12 protein-coding genes and 1 pseudogene are annotated in these 15,332 nt (G+C 63.1%); 11 read left to right on the forward strand and 2 right to left on the reverse strand.

From position 1 onward, the window contains the following. Nucleotide 1 precedes the first annotated feature (1 nt). From nuoI to C7440_RS20050, 8 genes and pseudogenes are all read left to right on the forward strand, one after another. Nucleotides 2-490, forward strand: a complete 489-nt coding sequence (nuoI, locus tag C7440_RS05520; protein WP_017524979.1) for an NADH-quinone oxidoreductase subunit NuoI — start codon at nt 2-4, stop codon at nt 488-490. A 16-nt stretch (nt 491-506) separates the two neighbouring features. Then, nucleotides 507-1,121: an NADH-quinone oxidoreductase subunit J gene (locus C7440_RS05525; protein ID WP_017524980.1), complete on the forward strand. Its 615-nt coding sequence runs from the start codon at nt 507-509 to the stop codon at nt 1,119-1,121. After that, complete coding sequence (gene nuoK, locus C7440_RS05530; RefSeq protein ID WP_017524981.1) at nt 1,118-1,426, forward strand: NADH-quinone oxidoreductase subunit NuoK; 309 nt, start codon at nt 1,118-1,120, stop codon at nt 1,424-1,426. The genes C7440_RS05525 and nuoK overlap by 4 nt, the downstream gene beginning before the upstream one ends. Before the next feature lie 16 nt (nt 1,427-1,442). After that, nucleotides 1,443-3,449 (forward strand): NADH-quinone oxidoreductase subunit L, encoded by a 2,007-nt coding sequence (nuoL, locus tag C7440_RS05535; protein ID WP_116517742.1) that lies wholly within the window; start codon nt 1,443-1,445, stop codon nt 3,447-3,449. Continuing rightward, entirely contained in the window at nt 3,446-4,948 is a 1,503-nt protein-coding gene (locus tag C7440_RS05540) for an NADH-quinone oxidoreductase subunit M (RefSeq protein ID WP_116517980.1), read from the forward strand. The genes nuoL and C7440_RS05540 overlap by 4 nt, the downstream gene beginning before the upstream one ends. Before the next feature lie 12 nt (nt 4,949-4,960). Then, a complete protein-coding gene (nuoN, locus tag C7440_RS05545) occupies nt 4,961-6,445 on the forward strand; it encodes an NADH-quinone oxidoreductase subunit NuoN (protein ID WP_116517743.1) in 1,485 nt (494 codons plus the stop codon). Nucleotides 6,446-6,454: 9 nt separating this feature from the next. Then, nucleotides 6,455-6,559 (forward strand): annotated as a pseudogene (locus C7440_RS20045) (DUF2818 family protein); the annotation flags it as partial. 171 nt (nt 6,560-6,730) lie between these two features. After that, on the forward strand, nt 6,731-7,000 hold the full coding sequence (locus C7440_RS20050) for a DUF2818 family protein (RefSeq protein WP_243410855.1): 270 nt from the start codon (nt 6,731-6,733) through the stop codon (nt 6,998-7,000). Between the two features lie 636 nt (nt 7,001-7,636). Here the strand turns inward: C7440_RS20050 and serB are convergent. Together serB and mfd are read right to left on the reverse strand one after the other, a co-directional pair. Continuing rightward, the gene (serB, locus tag C7440_RS05555; RefSeq protein ID WP_116517745.1) at nt 7,637-8,482 is read right to left on the reverse strand and encodes a phosphoserine phosphatase SerB; all 846 of its coding nucleotides are present in this window, start codon (nt 8,480-8,482) and stop codon (nt 7,637-7,639) included. Nucleotides 8,483-8,605: 123 nt separating this feature from the next. Beyond that, nucleotides 8,606-12,103 carry a transcription-repair coupling factor gene (gene mfd, locus C7440_RS05560; RefSeq protein WP_116517746.1) on the reverse strand — a complete coding sequence of 1,166 codons (3,498 nt, stop codon included), beginning with the start codon at nt 12,101-12,103 and terminating at the stop codon, nt 8,606-8,608. A 27-nt stretch (nt 12,104-12,130) separates the two neighbouring features. Here mfd and C7440_RS05565 point away from each other — a divergent pair, with 27 nt between their 5' ends. The 3 genes from C7440_RS05565 to C7440_RS05575 all read left to right on the forward strand — a co-directional run bounded on the left by C7440_RS05565 (nt 12,131) and on the right by C7440_RS05575 (nt 15,315). After that, nucleotides 12,131-12,880, forward strand: coding sequence for an IspD/TarI family cytidylyltransferase (locus tag C7440_RS05565; protein ID WP_026068043.1), 750 nt, complete (start codon nt 12,131-12,133; stop codon nt 12,878-12,880). Continuing rightward, nucleotides 12,877-13,362, forward strand: a complete 486-nt coding sequence (gene ispF / locus C7440_RS05570; RefSeq protein ID WP_116517747.1) for a 2-C-methyl-D-erythritol 2,4-cyclodiphosphate synthase — start codon at nt 12,877-12,879, stop codon at nt 13,360-13,362. The genes C7440_RS05565 and ispF overlap by 4 nt, the downstream gene beginning before the upstream one ends. 129 nt (nt 13,363-13,491) lie before the next feature. After that, nucleotides 13,492-15,315, forward strand: a complete 1,824-nt coding sequence (locus tag C7440_RS05575; RefSeq protein ID WP_243410828.1) for an alpha/beta fold hydrolase — start codon at nt 13,492-13,494, stop codon at nt 15,313-15,315. The last annotated feature ends 17 nt before the right edge of the window (nt 15,316-15,332 follow it).

Consider the following 15,332-nt stretch of genomic DNA (forward strand, 5'->3'; position numbering starts at 1 on the left):
TATGGAAGCTATCAAAGATTTCTTCGGCAGCCTGATGCTGTCCGAGATGCTCAAGGGTATGCGCCTGACCGGCAAGTATTTTTTCCGGCGCAAGGTCACCTTGCGCTACCCACAGGAAAAAACGCCTGCGTCGCCGCGTTTTCGGGGGCTGCACGCGCTGCGCCGCTATCCCAACGGCGAAGAGCGCTGCATCGCCTGCAAGCTATGCGAAGCGGTTTGCCCGGCCTTGGCCATTACCATCGAATCGCACGAGCGCGAAGACGGCTCGCGCCGCACCACGCGCTACGACATCGACCTGGCCAAGTGCATTTTCTGCGGTTTCTGTGAAGAAAGCTGTCCCGTCGATTCCATCGTCGAGACGCACATGCACGAATACCACGGCGAGAAGCGCGGCGATCTTTACTACACCAAGGACATGCTCCTGGCGGTCGGCGACCGCTACGAAGCAGAAATCGCCCGCCGGCGCGAAGCCGACGCGCCTTACCGCTGACATCGGGACCGAACCCATGACCTTTTATTCCGTCCTGTTCTACCTTCTTTCGTTCGTGCTGGTGTATGCCGCTATTCGCGTCATCGCCGCGGCCAGCCCGATCACCGGCGTGCTTCACCTGATCCTGGCCTTCTTCACATCGTCCATGCTGTGGGTGATGGCCGGCGCCGAGTTCCTGGGCCTGTTGCTGGTCCTGGTCTACGTGGGCGCCGTCATGGTGCTTTTCCTGTTCGTCGTCATGATGCTCGACGTACGCATGGAAAGCCTGCGGCGCGGCTTCAAGACCTATATGGTCATGGGCTCGATCATCGGGCTCATCATGGTGCTCGAGCTGGCCTTCGTGCTGGTGTCGCTGTGGTATGGCTTCGGGCCCCCGGCCGACATGGGCGCCGACTTCAACAACACGCACGCGCTGGGCAGCCTCATGTACGGCGAGTATGTCTTTGCCGTACAGGTGGGCGCCGTCATCCTTCTGGTGGGCATGGTCTCGGCCATTGCCCTGACCCTGCGCAAGCGCCGCGACGTCAAGCGCACCGATCCCTCCAGGCAGGTGCGCGTGCGCGCTTCCGACCGCCTGCGCCTGGTCAGCATTCCGTCGCAGACCGAACCAAGCAGCAAGGACACGAAATGACAATCACGCTGGCTCACTACCTGATACTGGGCGCCATTCTGTTCGCCGTGGGTGTATTCGGATTTTTCCTGAATCGTCGCAATCTCATCATTCTGTTGATGTCGATCGAGCTCATCCTGCTCGCCGCCAACTTCAATTTCGTGTCGTTCTCCACGTGGTTCGGCGACATGTCGGGCCAGGTGTTCGTTTTCTTCATCCTGACGGTCGCGGCGGCCGAGGCGGCCATCGGCCTGGCCATCCTGGTGCTGCTGTTCCGCAACCTGAATACGATCAACGTCGAAGAACTAGACCAGCTTAAGGGTTGATGGGATTACCGATACTATGAGTTCAATCAGTCTCTATCTCGTTATTGCGCTGGCGCCGCTGGTCGGGGCCCTGATCACGGGCCTGTTCGGCACCGGCTTCATGGGCCGCTTCGTGGGCCGAAGCGCCGCGCACTGCATCACCATTCTCGGTGTACTCGTTTCCTTCATCGGCTCGATCGTCGTGCTCTTCCAGGTGCTGAACGGGCAGACCTTCGACGGCACCGTGTATCTGTGGAACGCCATCGGCGACATCCAGATCGAAATCGGCTTTCTGATCGATTCGCTCAGCGCCATGATGATGGTGGTGGTGACGTCGGTGTCGCTGATGGTGCACATCTACACCATCGGCTACATGGCCGACGACCCCGGCTACCAGCGCTTCTTCTCGTATATTTCGCTGTTCACGTTTTCGATGCTGATGCTGGTCATGTCGAACAACATGCTGCAGCTGTTCTTCGGGTGGGAAGCCGTGGGCCTGGTCTCGTACCTGCTGATCGGCTTCTGGTTCAAGCGCCCCACGGCCATCTTCGCCAACATGAAGGCCTTCGTCATCAACCGGGTGGGCGACTTCGGCTTCATCCTGGGCATAGGCCTGCTGTTCGCCTATACCGGCAGCATGCACTACGGCCAGGTGTTCGAGCAGACCGACAAGCTGGCCACGCTGCCTTTCCCCGGTACCGACTGGCAGCTGGTTACCGTGGCCTGCATCTCGCTGTTCGTGGGCGCCATGGGCAAATCGGCGCAGGTTCCGCTGCACAGCTGGCTGCCTGATTCCATGGAAGGCCCCACGCCCATCTCGGCGCTGATCCACGCGGCCACCATGGTGACGGCGGGCATCTTCATGGTGGCGCGCTTTTCGCCGGTATTCGAGCTGTCTTCCACGGCCTTGTCCTTCATTATCGTGATCGGCGCCATCGGTGCGCTGTTCCTGGGCATACTGGGCGTCATCCAGAACGACATCAAGCGGGTGGTGGCTTATTCCACCTTGTCGCAGCTGGGCTACATGACCGTGGCGCTGGGGGCTTCAGCCTACTCGGTCTCGGTCTTCCACCTGATGACCCACGCCTTCTTCAAGGCCTTGCTGTTCCTGGCGGCCGGCTCGGTCATTATCGGCATGCACCACGACCAAGACATCCGCAACATGGGCGGCCTGCGCAAGTACATGCCCATTACCTGGATCACCTTCCTGTTGGGCACGCTGGCCCTGGTCGGCACGCCTTTCTTCGCGGGCTTCTATTCCAAAGAGCACATCATCGAGGCGGCGGGCGCGGCCAATGTGTGGGGCGCGGGCTTTGCCTACTACGCCACCCTGATCGGCGTGTTCGTCACTTCGCTGTATTCGTTCCGGGTGTACTTCCTGGTCTTCCATGGCAAGGAAAGGTTCGACACCACGGGCCACGGCCACGCCGATGACCACGCCGACGAGCACGGCCACCATGGCGGCGTGCCGCACGAGTCGCCCTGGGTGGTGACCCTGCCCCTGATCCTGCTGGCGATTCCTTCGGTGATCGCGGGCGCGCTGCTGATCGACCCCATGCTGTTTGGCGGCTTCTTCGACGGCTCCATCACGGTGCTGGCCCAGCATCCGGCCATGGCCGAGCTGGCCGCTCATTGGCACGACTGGCTGGCCTTTGCACTGCACGGCTTCGTTACCGTGCCGTTCTGGCTGGTGGTCGCCGGCCTGGTCGTGGCCTGGTATTGCTACATGATCAATCCGGCGGTGCCCGCGGCCCTGCGCCGCAGCCTGTCGGGCGTCTACGGCCTGCTCGAGAACAAATACTACGCCGACTGGTTCAACGAACGGGTGGTGTCGCGCATGGCGCTGTGCCTGGGCCGCGGCCTGTGGCAGGGCGGCGATCGCGGCATCATCGACGGCATCGTCGTGAACGGCAGCGCGAAGGTCGTCGGCTGGGTGGCGGCCGTCAGCCGGCACTTGCAGTCGGGCTTCATCTATCACTACGCCTTTGCCATGATCATCGGCATCATGGCGTTCTTAACCTTTTTCGTGCTGACGGTTCACTGATGGCTAGCGATATGGCGTCTTCAACTTTTCCCTGGCTGACTCTATCGATCTTCGTGCCGATCGTCGCCGGCCTGCTGGTTCTGCTTCTGGGCCGCGACGATCGGCCGGGGTTCACGCGCTGGCTGGCGCTGGCGGGATCCGTGCTGGGCTTCCTGGTCACGCTGCCCTTGTACACGGGCTTCAATCCGGCCACGGCCGACATGCAGTTTGTCGAGAACACGCCGTGGATCGAGACCTTCGCCGTCAACTATCACCTTGGCATCGACGGCATCTCGCTGTGGTTCGTGTTGCTTACCGCCTTCATCACGGTGATCGTGGTGCTGGCCGGCTGGGAGGTCATCACCAAGCGCGTCGCCCAATACATGGGCGCCTTCCTGATTCTGTCGGGCCTGATGGTGGGCGTGTTCTCGTCGCTCGACGGCATGCTGTTCTACGTGTTCTTCGAGGCCACGCTCATCCCGATGTACCTCATCATCGGCGTGTGGGGCGGCCCCAACCGCGTCTATGCGGCGTTCAAGTTCTTCCTGTACACGCTGCTGGGTTCGCTGCTGACCCTGGTCGCCTTCATCTACCTGTGGCATGCGGCCGACGGTTCGTTCGACATTCTTACCTGGCACCAGCTGCCGCTGGGCCAGACCGCGCAGGTGCTGGTGTTCATCGCCTTGCTGGCCGCTTTCGCGGTCAAGGTGCCGATGTGGCCGGTGCACACCTGGCTGCCCGACGCCCACGTCGAGGCCCCCACGGGCGGCTCGGTGGTGCTGGCGGCCATCATGCTCAAGCTGGGCGCATACGGCTTCCTGCGGTTTTCACTGCCCATCGCGCCCGACGCCTCGCATAGCCTGGCGGGCCTGATGATCGCGCTGTCGCTGATCGCCGTCATCTACATCGGCCTGGTGGCCATCGTGCAGGACGACATGAAGAAGCTGGTGGCCTATTCGTCGGTCGCCCACATGGGCTTCGTCACCCTGGGCTTCTTCCTGTTCAACACCGCCGGCATGGAAGGCGCCATCGTGCAGATGGTGTCGCACGGCTTTGTGTCGGGGGCCATGTTCCTGTGCATCGGCGTGCTGTACGACCGCATGCATACGCGCCGCATCGCCGACTATGGCGGGGTGATCAACGTCATGCCGCGCTTCGTCACTTTCTTCGTGCTGTTTTCTCTGGCCAACAGCGGCCTGCCGGCCACCAGCGGTTTCGTGGGCGAGTTCACGGTCATCATGGGCGCGGTCGAGTACAACTTCTGGATCGGCCTGCTTACCGCCACGGCCCTGATCTGGGGCGCGGTCTATTCGCTGTGGATGCTCAAGCGCGTGGCGTTCGGCGAGATCGGCAACGACAATGTCCGGGCCATGCCCGACCTCAGCGCCCGCGAGTTCTTCATCCTGGGAATCATGGCGGTCATGGTGCTTTATATGGGCATACACCCCAAACCGTTCACGGACGTCATGCATGTGTCGGTACAGGCCTTGTTGCAGCACGTCTCCATTTCGAAACTGTAGGCCTGGATCACTATGCAAAATCATTTTCACTTCGCATTGGCGCTGCCCGAGATTCTGCTTCTGGTCCTTACCGCGGCGATCCTGCTGATCGACGCCTTCTCCAAGACCGCGCAACGCCACCTGACTTTCGTGCTTAGCCTGGGCGCCTTGCTGGCGGTCACCGTGGTCAGTGCCCTGCAGTGGTCCAACGGCGTGGCCGGGTCCACCTTCCACGGCCTGTATGTGGTCGACCCGCTGTCCCATCTGCTGAAGATCGCGTCCTACATCGCTGTGGCGGTCACGCTGATCTACGGCCGCTCGTATGCCGAAGAGCGGGACATGCTGGGCAACGGCGGAGAGCTGTACACGCTGACCCTCTTTGCCCTGCTGGGCCAGATGGTGATGATTTCCGCCGGCAGCATGCTTACGGTGTATCTGGGCGTCGAGCTGATGTCGTTCGCGCTGTATGCCCTGATCGCCCTGCGCCGCGACCATATGCCCGCGGTCGAATCGGCCATGAAGTATTTCGTGCTGGGCTCGCTGGCGTCGGGCGTGCTGCTGTACGGTCTTTCCATGATCTACGGCGCGACGGGCCATCTTGACCTGGCGCTTATTGCACAAACCATCGCAGCCGGCGAGGCAAGCCGCCTGGCGCTGGTGTTCGGCGTGGTGTTCGTGGTTGCCGGCCTGGCGTTCAAGCTGGGCGCCGTGCCTTTCCACATGTGGGTGCCCGACGTCTATCACGGCGCGCCCACCTCGGTGACGCTTATTCTGGGTGCCGCGCCCAAGCTCGCTTCTTTCGCCATTGTGCTGCGCCTGCTGACCGAGGCGCTGCACGGCGTGGCGCTCGACTGGCAGCCCATGCTGCTGATCATGGCGGTGCTGTCGCTGGCCATCGGCAACCTGACCGCCATCGTACAGACCAACTTCAAGCGCATGCTGGCGTATTCGACCATTTCGCACATGGGTTTCGTGCTGCTCGGGCTGCTTTCGGGCGTGGTCCAGGACCAGGCCGCCGCAACCGGCCAGGCCTATGGCGCGGCCTTGTTCTACATGCTGACGTATGTGCTGACTACGCTGTCCACCTTCGGCCTGATCCTGCTTCTTAGCCGCAAGGGCTTCGACTGCGAGCGTATCTCCGACCTCAAGGGCCTGAATCAACGCAGTCCGGTGCTGGCGGGCGTGCTGCTGGTCTCGATGTTCTCGCTTACCGGCATTCCGCCGATGGTGGGTTTCTATGCCAAGCTGGCGGTGCTGCAGGCGCTGGTGGGCGCAGGCTATGTGTCTATCGCGGTCGTGGCGGTGCTGTTCTCTCTGGTTGGCGCTTTCTATTACCTGCGCATCGTCAAGATGGCTTATTTCGACGAGCCCGAGGGCGAGACGCTGTCGACGCCCAACGGGGTGCTGCCTGGTGGCCTGATGTCGCTCAACGGCCTGGCTCTCCTGGTCCTGGGCATACTGCCGGGCGGCCTGATGGCGCTATGTGTGCGCGTCATCGAGTCTTCGCTAAGCTTCTAGCGGCCGTATATGGATCAGTCTCTGGCGGTCTGGGTGGTGATCCTGCTGGCGTTTGGCACGGCAAGCCTGCCGTTCCTGCTGCAGCGCCACTTGCTGGCGCTGCCCTGGGCCCAGCCCGGCGAGCCGGGCCGCCCTGCATGGTTGCGGCTGCTTGAGTCGGTGGTGTTCTTTGCGTTGCTGGCGGGGTGGTGCTTGCTGACGCTCGATCTGATCGGCGGTGCGCTGATCATCGGGGCCGACGCGGCTTCGGCGCTGTTGTTCCTGGGCAAGCTGCTGGCGGTGGCGATTGCCGCGGTGCTGCTGCTGTCGTATCCGGGCTGGCGCAATCGCGGGGCGGTTGTCGGCAAGCCTGTGTTCGCCCGCTTGCTCGAGGTGCTGGTGCTGTATGTAATGGTAGGCACAGTGGGTTTTGCCTTCGAAGCGAACATCGGCAATCCCTTCCAGCAGACCTGGGAGTTCTACGCGATTACGCTCAGCCTGTATCTTGTGCTGGCTTATCCGGGGTTTGTGCTGCGCTATCTGCTGCGGCGGCATCATGCGGGGCGGAAGAGGTAGCTCTTCTGCGGAAGGAGGCTGAAGCTGGTTCTCGATTGTTATGTCGAGTCCGGGAGCGGATTCTATCCGAGCCTACGTTTTACCTGATGTTTTTCTGGAACCTGCGCTGTGCAGGTTTTTATTTGGGTTCTTGAGCGCCGCTGAAGAAGAGCCTATTTGTGCCGGGCGGTCGGGCGGTTTGTGGCAGCGCCCTCCAACGCCCGGCACAAATAGGCTCTCCTCCAGCGGCTTATGTCGAGGCAGACCATACAAGCCGGCACGCCGGCCTTTTATATTCGTCGCGAGCCGAAACCGCAAGCCGTCGGAGGCGGGGTGTCTTCAGGCGGGCGTCGGAGGGCGCCGCGGGCTGACGAAGGGAGCGTGGGGGCAGTCGGCGAAAGCTTGTCCGAGTTCCGAGCCGCGTAGCGGCGAGGGCGAGTTCTTTCGCCGCCCACGCGTACGAGGCAGACGCGGGTAGTCCGGCGAAGCCGGACCGCCCGACCGCCCGCCTGATGACACCCCGCCTCCGGCGGCGCTAAAGAACTCAACAAAGCCGCATCGTGAACAATCAACGGCGCTGAAGAACTCAACAAAGCCGCATCGCGAACAACCAGCAGTACTGGAGGGCTAGGCAAGCAGCCGGGCAACAGGCACCGGCTAAGCCTTGAACCAATTCAACACCGCATCCAGCCCGCTGAAATTGAGGGCAAAGCGCGTCTGCTCGCGCACCACGGGCTTGGCCCGGTAGGCTACCGAATAGCCCGCCAGCGCGAGCATCTTCAGGTCGTTGGCGCCGTCGCCCAGGGCGATGATCTGGTCCGCCGTGGCGTCCAGGCGTTGGGCCAGGGCTGCGACGTGGTCCGCCTTGGCCTGGCCGTCGACGATGGGTCCCAGCACCTTGCCGGTGAGCATGCCGTTTTCCACTTCCAGCACATTGGCGTGCGTTTCGTGCAGGTTCAGACGCTCTTTCAGCCTTTGTGTGAACAGGGTGAAGCCGCCCGACACCAGCAGGGTCTTCAGGCCCGCCGCGTGTGCGGTTTCGATCAGGCGCTCGCCGCCCGCATTCAGGCGCAGGCGTTCCGTGTAGACGCGCTCGAGCTCCGAGGCCGGCACGCCCTCGAGCAGGGCGACGCGGCGGCGCAGGCTTTCGGCGAAATCGGCGATCTCCCCCCGCATGGCGGCCTCGGTAATGGCCGCCACCTGGGCCTTGCGGCCGACCATGTCGGCGATTTCGTCGATGCACTCGATGTTGATCAGTGTCGAGTCCATGTCCATGGCCAGTATCTTGCAGTCGGACAGGCTGCGTATGTTGTCCAGAAATGCGTGGTCTATGCCCAGGGTGTCGCAGAGCCGGCCGATCTCGGCGCGCTCGTTCTGGTCGACACCCAGCAGGTGGGCGGCCGTGTTGCCCAGGCTGTGCACGCCCTGGGCATTGGCCAGGGCGGCGATCTGCTCGACGTTCTCGGCGCGCAGGGCGGGGGACTGGAGTATGAGGTGGCTCATGGCTTGGCGTTCTTCGAGAAATGGTTGGGCGGGTGGATCGGAGGTTTCATGTTGAGGCGCCGCCTTGCGTGGTGCTGCGGCGCGGCGCGAACGGTTTTGGGGGCTGAGTGGGGAAGGTACCACTTACACCAGCGCGCGCAGTACCGAACGCACGGCGTCGATGCGGTTGGAGACCTTGCCTGCGGGCGCCGGGCGCGGTTCGTCCTTGCCGGCCGCCGCCGCGGCCTTTATCTCGACCTTGATGCGGTCTTGCCCCGCGAGCTTCACGTGGCGCTGGGTCTGCACCAGCTGGATGATGCGCATGGGATCGATATTGGGCTTGGCGCAAAACTGTATCATGGCCTGGCTTTCGCTGGCGTCTATCTTGACGATGCCCAGCGGTTCGGCGATAAGGCGCAGCCTGTGCGTGGCCAGCAATGTCTGCGCCGCTTCGGGCAGTTTGCCGTAGCGGTCGATCAGCTCTTCCTGGATCACGATGAGATCGTCCTCAGTGCGCGCGTGCGACAGCTTCTTGTACAGCCCCAGCCGAGCGTGCACGTCCGGACAGTAGTCCGGAGGCAGCAGCGCCGATGCATGCAGGTTGACTTCGCAGCTCGATGCAAAGGGCGTCTCGAGATCGGGTTCTTCGCCGGCCTTCAGCGCACGCACGGCCGTGTTCAGCATTTCCGAATACATCGAGAAGCCGATCTCGTGGATGTTGCCCGACTGCGATTCGCCCAGCACTTCGCCAGTGCCCCGTATTTCGAGGTCGTGCATGGCCAGGTAGAATCCCGCGCCCAGCTCTTCCATGGCCTGGATGGCCTCCAGGCGCTTCTTGGCGTTGCTGGTAATTGCGTCGTCGCCCGGGGTCAGCAGATAGGCATAGGCCTGGTGGTGCGAGCGGCCGACGCGGCCGCGCAATTGATGCAGCTGAGCCAGGCCAAGGCGGTCGGCGCGATGGATGACGATGGTGTTGGCCGAGGGTACGTCGATGCCGGTTTCGATGATGGTGGTGCACAACAGCACGTTGTGGCGCTGCTGGTAGAAACCCTTCATCACTTCTTCGAGTTCGCGCTCGGGCATCTGGCCGTGGGCCACCGCGATGCGCGCCTCGGGCACAAGTTCTTCGAGCCGCGCGCGGCGGTTGTGTATGGTCTCGACTTCGTTGTGCAGGAAATAGACCTGGCCGCCGCGCTTGAGTTCGCGCAGCAGGGCTTCGCGTATGGTGCCGTTGTCTTCACGCCGCACGAAGGTCTTGATGGCAAGGCGCTTCTGCGGCGCGGTAGCGATGACGGAAAAATCGCGTATGCCTTCCAGCGACATGCCCAGTGTGCGCGGAATGGGGGTGGCGGTGAGGGTCAGCACGTCGACCTCGGCACGCAGCGCCTTGAGCGCTTCTTTCTGGCGCACCCCGAAGCGGTGTTCTTCGTCGATGATGACGAGGCCCAGGCGCTTGAACGACACATCCTTGGAAAGGATTTTGTGTGTGCCGATGACGATGTCCACGGTTCCGTCCTTCAGGCCCTGCATTGCGGCGGCCACTTCCTTGCTGGAGCGAAAGCGCGACAATTCGACGACCTTTACGGGCCAGTCGGCAAAGCGGTCGGAAAAAGTCTGGGCATGCTGCTCTGCCAGCAGCGTGGTGGGACACAGCAGGGCCACCTGCTTGTTGTTGGCCACGGCCAGGAAAGCTGCTCGCAGGGCGACTTCGGTCTTGCCGAAGCCCACGTCGCCGCACACCAGGCGGTCCATGGGCTTGCCCGAAGTCATGTCGCCGATGACCGCCTCGATCGCGCCGGCCTGGTCGGGGGTTTCCTCGAAGCCGAAGCCCTCGGCAAACGCCTCGTAGTCGTTCAGCGGAAGCTTGAAGGCGTAGCCTTCGCGCGCGGCGCGCAGCGCGTAGAGCGCCAGCAGTTCGGCGGCGGCATCGCGCACCTGGCGCGCGGCCTTGCGCCGGGCCTTGTCCCACTGGCCCGAGCCCAGTTGATGCAGGGGGGCGGTGTCCGGGTCGGCGCCGCTGTAGCGGGCGATGACGTGCAGCTGGGAAACCGGCACATACAGCGTGCTGCCGCTGGCGTATTCCAGGTGCAGGAACTCCATGGTGCCTTCGCCCAGGTCCATGTCGACCAGGCCCTGGTAGCGGCCTATGCCGTGCTGGGCGTGGACGACGGGGTCGCCTTCTCGCAGCTCCGACAGGTCGCGCACCATGGCTTCGACGTCGCTGCTGCGCTCCTGGGCCCTGCGCCGCCGGCGCAGGGCGTGGGCCTGGTTGGGATAGAGGTCGTTCTCGGTCAGCAGCATCAACTGGTTGCCGGGCAGGAAGAAACCTGCGGCCAACGGCGCTACGACGACGCTGAAATGGTTGTCCCGGTCCAGGAACTCCTGCAGTGTGTCGGCGCTTGCATCGGGCTGTATGCTGTATTCGGCCAGCATCTGCAGCAGGGTCTCCCGGCGTCCGGCCGAGTCGGCGCACAGCACCAGGCGCGAATCGGTCTGGTGCAAGGTGGCCTGCAGCCGGGCAAGCGGGTTCTCGGCCCGTCGTGCCACGGAAACGTCGGGCACGATTGAAAAGTCGGGGTGCGATCCGCCTGCGGCCAGGGCAAGGCGTGCAAAGGCCTTGAGCCGCAGGAACAGCGCCTCGGCGTCCAGGAACAGCAGGTCCGGAGGCAATACGGGGCGCTCTCTGTCGCTCTTCAGGAACTGATAGCGGCTATGGGTATCCTGGGCGAAGCTGCGCATGGCTTCGTCGATGTCGCCCACCGAAACGGTCAATGTATCGGCGGGCAGGTAATCGAAGAGGGTGGCCGTTTGTTCGAAGAACAAGGGCAGGTAATACTCTACGCCGGCAAACGCGATGCCGTTGCCCATGTCCTTGTAGGGCAGGGCGCGTGAAGGGTCGCCTTCGATGAACTCGCGAAAACCGGCCCGGAAGCGGTTGCGGGCCGCCTCGTCCATGGGAAACTCGCGGCCGGGCAGCAACTGCACTTCTTTCACCGGGTACAGGCTGCGCTGGCTGTCGACGTCGAAGGCTCGTATGGATTCGATTTCGTCGTCGAACAGGTCCAGGCGATAGGGCAGCACCGAACCCATGGGAAACAGGTCGATGAGCCCGCCCCGTATGCAGAACTCGCCGGGCGCGGTAACCTGCGTGACGTGAGAGTAATTGGCCAGGGTCAGTTGGCGGCGCAGGGCTTCCTCGTCGAGCTGGTCGCCTTGCCGGAAAGAAAAGGTGTAGGCGGCCAGGAAAGAAGGCGGAGCCAGGCGATACAGCGCAGTAGTTACAGGCACGGTCAGGATGTCGACCGTTTCCCGCAGCAGGGCGTGAAGCGTTTGCAGCCGCTCTGAAATCAGGTCCTGATGCGGCGAAAAATTATCGTAGGGCAGGGTTTCCCAGTCGGGCAGCTGGCGTATGCGCAGCTGCGGCGCGAACAGCCGGATCTCGTCGGCCAGGCGCTGCGCCGCCAGGGGGTCGGCGCACAATACGACGATAGGGCGCGAAGCCTGGCGCGCCACGTCGGCCAGCAGCCAGGCGTCGCCCGAGCCGGGCGGCATGGGCACGGTGTGGCGCTGGCCGGGCTTCAGGGCCTTGATGAGGGCGGAAGTAGAGGGAAGCAAGAGGGGAAGGGTGGTATCTGTAGCCATTTCAACCTCTCATTATAAAATCTTTGCATGTCAGATAAATTGATCGCCATTGTTCCGGCTGCGGGAACCGGCCAGCGCGCGCAACGGCCGGGCTCCGATCAGCCGCCCCGGCCCAAGCAATACCGCCTTTTGCGGGGCGAGCCCATGCTGCGGCACGCGGTGCGGGCCCTGCTGGCCGATGCGCGCGTTGCGCGCGTGCTGGTGGCCGTCTCCCCGGGCGACGACATGGCGGAGCCGGCCCTGGCTGGTCTGCCTCGCGTGGAAGTGCGCCCCTGCGGCGGGCCCACCCGGGCGCAAACAGTCATGGCCGCCCTGCGCGAGGCTGCGCCGGGCCCCCACGACTGGGCCCTGGTGCACGACGCGGCCCGTCCGGGCCTGTCGGCCCAGGCCCTGGCACGGCTGATCGACACCTGTCTTGCCCACGAGTCGGGCGGCTTGCTGGCGCTGCCTGTGGCCGATACGGTGAAGCGGGCGGTCGAGGCCGATCGAGACTCTTGTCTGCTGACCGGAGGCGGCGGCGTGGCCCAGGCGGCAGGGTTCGTCGTGCAGGCTACGCTCGATCGCGAGGCCTTGTGGGCCGCCCAGACCCCCCAGATGTTTCCAGCGCTTCAACTGCTGCAGGCGCTCGAGAAGGCGCATGCGGCCAATCGGCCAATCACCGACGAGGCTTCGGCGATGGAGCTGGCGGGCTGCAGGCCCCGGCTCGTGCCCGGCTCGGTGCGCAACTTCAAGGTAACCTGGCCGGAAGATTTCGAACTGATGGAAAAATGGCTATGAGCATTCCCTTTCGGGTGGGGCAGGGTTTCGACGTGCATGCGCTGGTCGAGGGGCGGCCGCTCATCATCGGCGGTGTGAATATTCCGCATACGCACGGGCTGGCCGGTCATTCCGATGCCGACGTGCTGCTGCATGCGGTTACCGACGCCTTGCTGGGCGCGGCGGGGCTGGGCGATATCGGCCGGCATTTTCCCGATACCGATCCCGCCTTCAAGGGGGCCGACAGCCGCCGCCTGCTGCGTGAAGCTTACGCTAAGGTTGCGCAGGCCGGCTGGAAGGCGGTGAACATCGATGCCACGGTGCATGCCCAGGCGCCCAAGATCGGCCCGCATGCCGCGGCCATGGCGTCGAACATCGCCGCCGACCTGGGCCTGGAACAAAGCGCCATCAACATCAAGGCCAAGACGAACGAAGGCCTGGGCCACCTGGGGCGCAAGGAAGGGATAGCGGCCACCGTGGTGGCACTGCTGGCCACCTTGTAACGGGTTTCTCGCGCGTTTTCCGGCGCTGCCCTCCGGGCAAGGAAGCAGGGGCTTCCGGGGGCTTTTATGGAAGGGTATACTTTGGCACCAAAAGTTCGCTTTGGTTACCAACCCTTCTAAAATAGCCCCATGCTCCCTGCCTTCATGAAGATTTCGACCATTCTGATTTCCTGCGCCGCGGCGCTTGGCCTGGCCGCTTGCGGAGGGGGAAGCGGTAGCTCGTCGCCCACCCCCGAGCCCGACCCTCTGGCCTTCTATAAGAACCAGGCAGTCAGCTGGGGCGATTGCAGCCGGTATTTCGTCGCCGGCAATGAGTCGGAAGGCAGCAAGTATCTGGCCAAGCTGGGCGACCGGGTGCAATGCGCGGACATCAAGGCGCCCCTCGATTACCAGAACCCCGACGGCCTGCAGGTTTCATTGTCGATGTTGCGTGTGCGGGCGGCCGAGTCGCCCGAGCAGAAGCCCAATCTGTTTTTCAACCCCGGTGGCCCCGGCGGCGACGGCCTGATGCTGTCCCTGCGTTTTGCATTGCTGCTGTCCGAGGGAAACGATGATTCGACCCTGGGGAAAAAATACAAAGAAGTTGGCGAAGCCAATAACTTCGTGGGCTTCTCTCCGCGCGGAGTGGGTGCCAGCACCACCATCCAGTGCACGGGCAATGAACTCGTCTATCCAACCGACGACACCAAGTGGGGCGATACCGTCGAGAACATTCGCCGGCTGACTGACATTGCGCGCTACACCGCCAGCAATTGCCAGAAGAACCCGGTCTCCGACTACATCAATACCGATGCCACCGCGCGCGACATGGATCTCATGCGACACCTGCTGGGCGATGAAAAGCTTCATTACTATGGCGTCTCGTACGGCACCTGGCTTGGCTTCTGGTATGCGGGCGTCTTCCCCGACAGGGTCGGCCCCATGGTGCTGGACAGCAACATGAACTTCAGCAAGCCCATACATGTTGCGTCCATCAGCTACCTCGAGGGTGTGATGCACACTTTCAAAGAGTACATCGCGCCGTATGCAGCCCGGCACGACGACATCTTCAACATGGGCACCAGCGCGCAAGCCATTGTCAACGAGCTGAATACCATCGGTCACGAGGTCACGCAGGCCCTGCTCGACACCGGCGGAAGCTTCAGGGCCGAGCCCGGCAACATTCCGGGGTATCTATCGTCGGTCAAGGCCGCCATCGAAACGCAGAAGCTTCTCGACCAGGGCAAGACGCTTGACGAAATTGGAACCACTCTTACCAACGGCGATCCTTACTTCGCCGATCCCGAGCTGAACGAGCTTTTCATCAAGCGGGCGGCATCGCTGGTCACGCGCATCGCGGTCCTGCGCAACCCCCTCTTTTACACCGAGCCGGAATACTTTTCGCTCGACAGTGAAGGCGCCGTGTGGGACACCGTAGTGTGCAACGACGAGCCCCTGGCAAACAAAGACCAGGTGTTCTGGGTCGACAAGGGCTTCGAGCTTTCCCGCGGGCTGCCCATTGCCGCCAACAGGGTGGCGAAGCAGCCCTGCCTTTACTGGGACCGCAAGGCAAACATAGACAAGCCCTCGATGGACAGCCTGAAAGAAGCGCCGTTGCTGATGGTGCAAAGCCAGTTCGATGTCCCGACGCCGCTTAGCGGCGCCCTGGAAACCTTCGACCAGTTGCCGGCCGTCAGCATGGTGCGTGTCGAGAACGAAGGTGCGCACGGCCTGATGGTGTATCAGACCGAATGTGTCGACCTTACAGTAATGAACCACCTGCTTGGCAACGCGCCTGCCCAGCGCCTGACAGAATGCCAGGGCAAGCCGCTGCCCTTTGACGAGGCGCTGCCGCAGGACGAAACCTTCATGGCCAGGGCGGCCTCTTCGAGTGCACAGCCGCTGTCCAATTTTGAAGACCCCCAGCTTGCGCAAGAGCTGATCGACAGCTTGCGCAAGAGCATCGGCCGATAGCCCTTTTAGTGTTAACA

It is taken from the genome of Pusillimonas noertemannii (assembly GCF_003096595.1).
Taxonomy (GTDB): Bacteria; Pseudomonadota; Gammaproteobacteria; order Burkholderiales; family Burkholderiaceae_B; genus Pusillimonas; species Pusillimonas noertemannii.

Bases quoted from the DNA above. Each gene is read 5' to 3' on its own strand.
- nuoI (WP_017524979.1), top strand. From the start codon at position 2: ATGGAAGCTATCAAAGATTTCTTCGGCAGCCTGATGCTGTCCGAGATG.
- mfd (WP_116517746.1), bottom strand. From the start codon at position 12,103: ATGGCTACAGATACCACCCTTCCCCTCTTGCTTCCCTCTACTTCCGCC.
- C7440_RS05565 (WP_026068043.1), top strand. From the start codon at position 12,131: ATGTCAGATAAATTGATCGCCATTGTTCCGGCTGCGGGAACCGGCCAG.
- nuoN (WP_116517743.1), top strand. From the start codon at position 4,961: ATGCAAAATCATTTTCACTTCGCATTGGCGCTGCCCGAGATTCTGCTT.
- C7440_RS05575 (WP_243410828.1), top strand. From the start codon at position 13,492: ATGCTCCCTGCCTTCATGAAGATTTCGACCATTCTGATTTCCTGCGCC.
- nuoK (WP_017524981.1), top strand. From the start codon at position 1,118: ATGACAATCACGCTGGCTCACTACCTGATACTGGGCGCCATTCTGTTC.
- serB (WP_116517745.1), bottom strand. From the start codon at position 8,482: ATGAGCCACCTCATACTCCAGTCCCCCGCCCTGCGCGCCGAGAACGTC.
- nuoL (WP_116517742.1), top strand. From the start codon at position 1,443: ATGAGTTCAATCAGTCTCTATCTCGTTATTGCGCTGGCGCCGCTGGTC.
- C7440_RS05525 (WP_017524980.1), top strand. From the start codon at position 507: ATGACCTTTTATTCCGTCCTGTTCTACCTTCTTTCGTTCGTGCTGGTG.
- ispF (WP_116517747.1), top strand. From the start codon at position 12,877: ATGAGCATTCCCTTTCGGGTGGGGCAGGGTTTCGACGTGCATGCGCTG.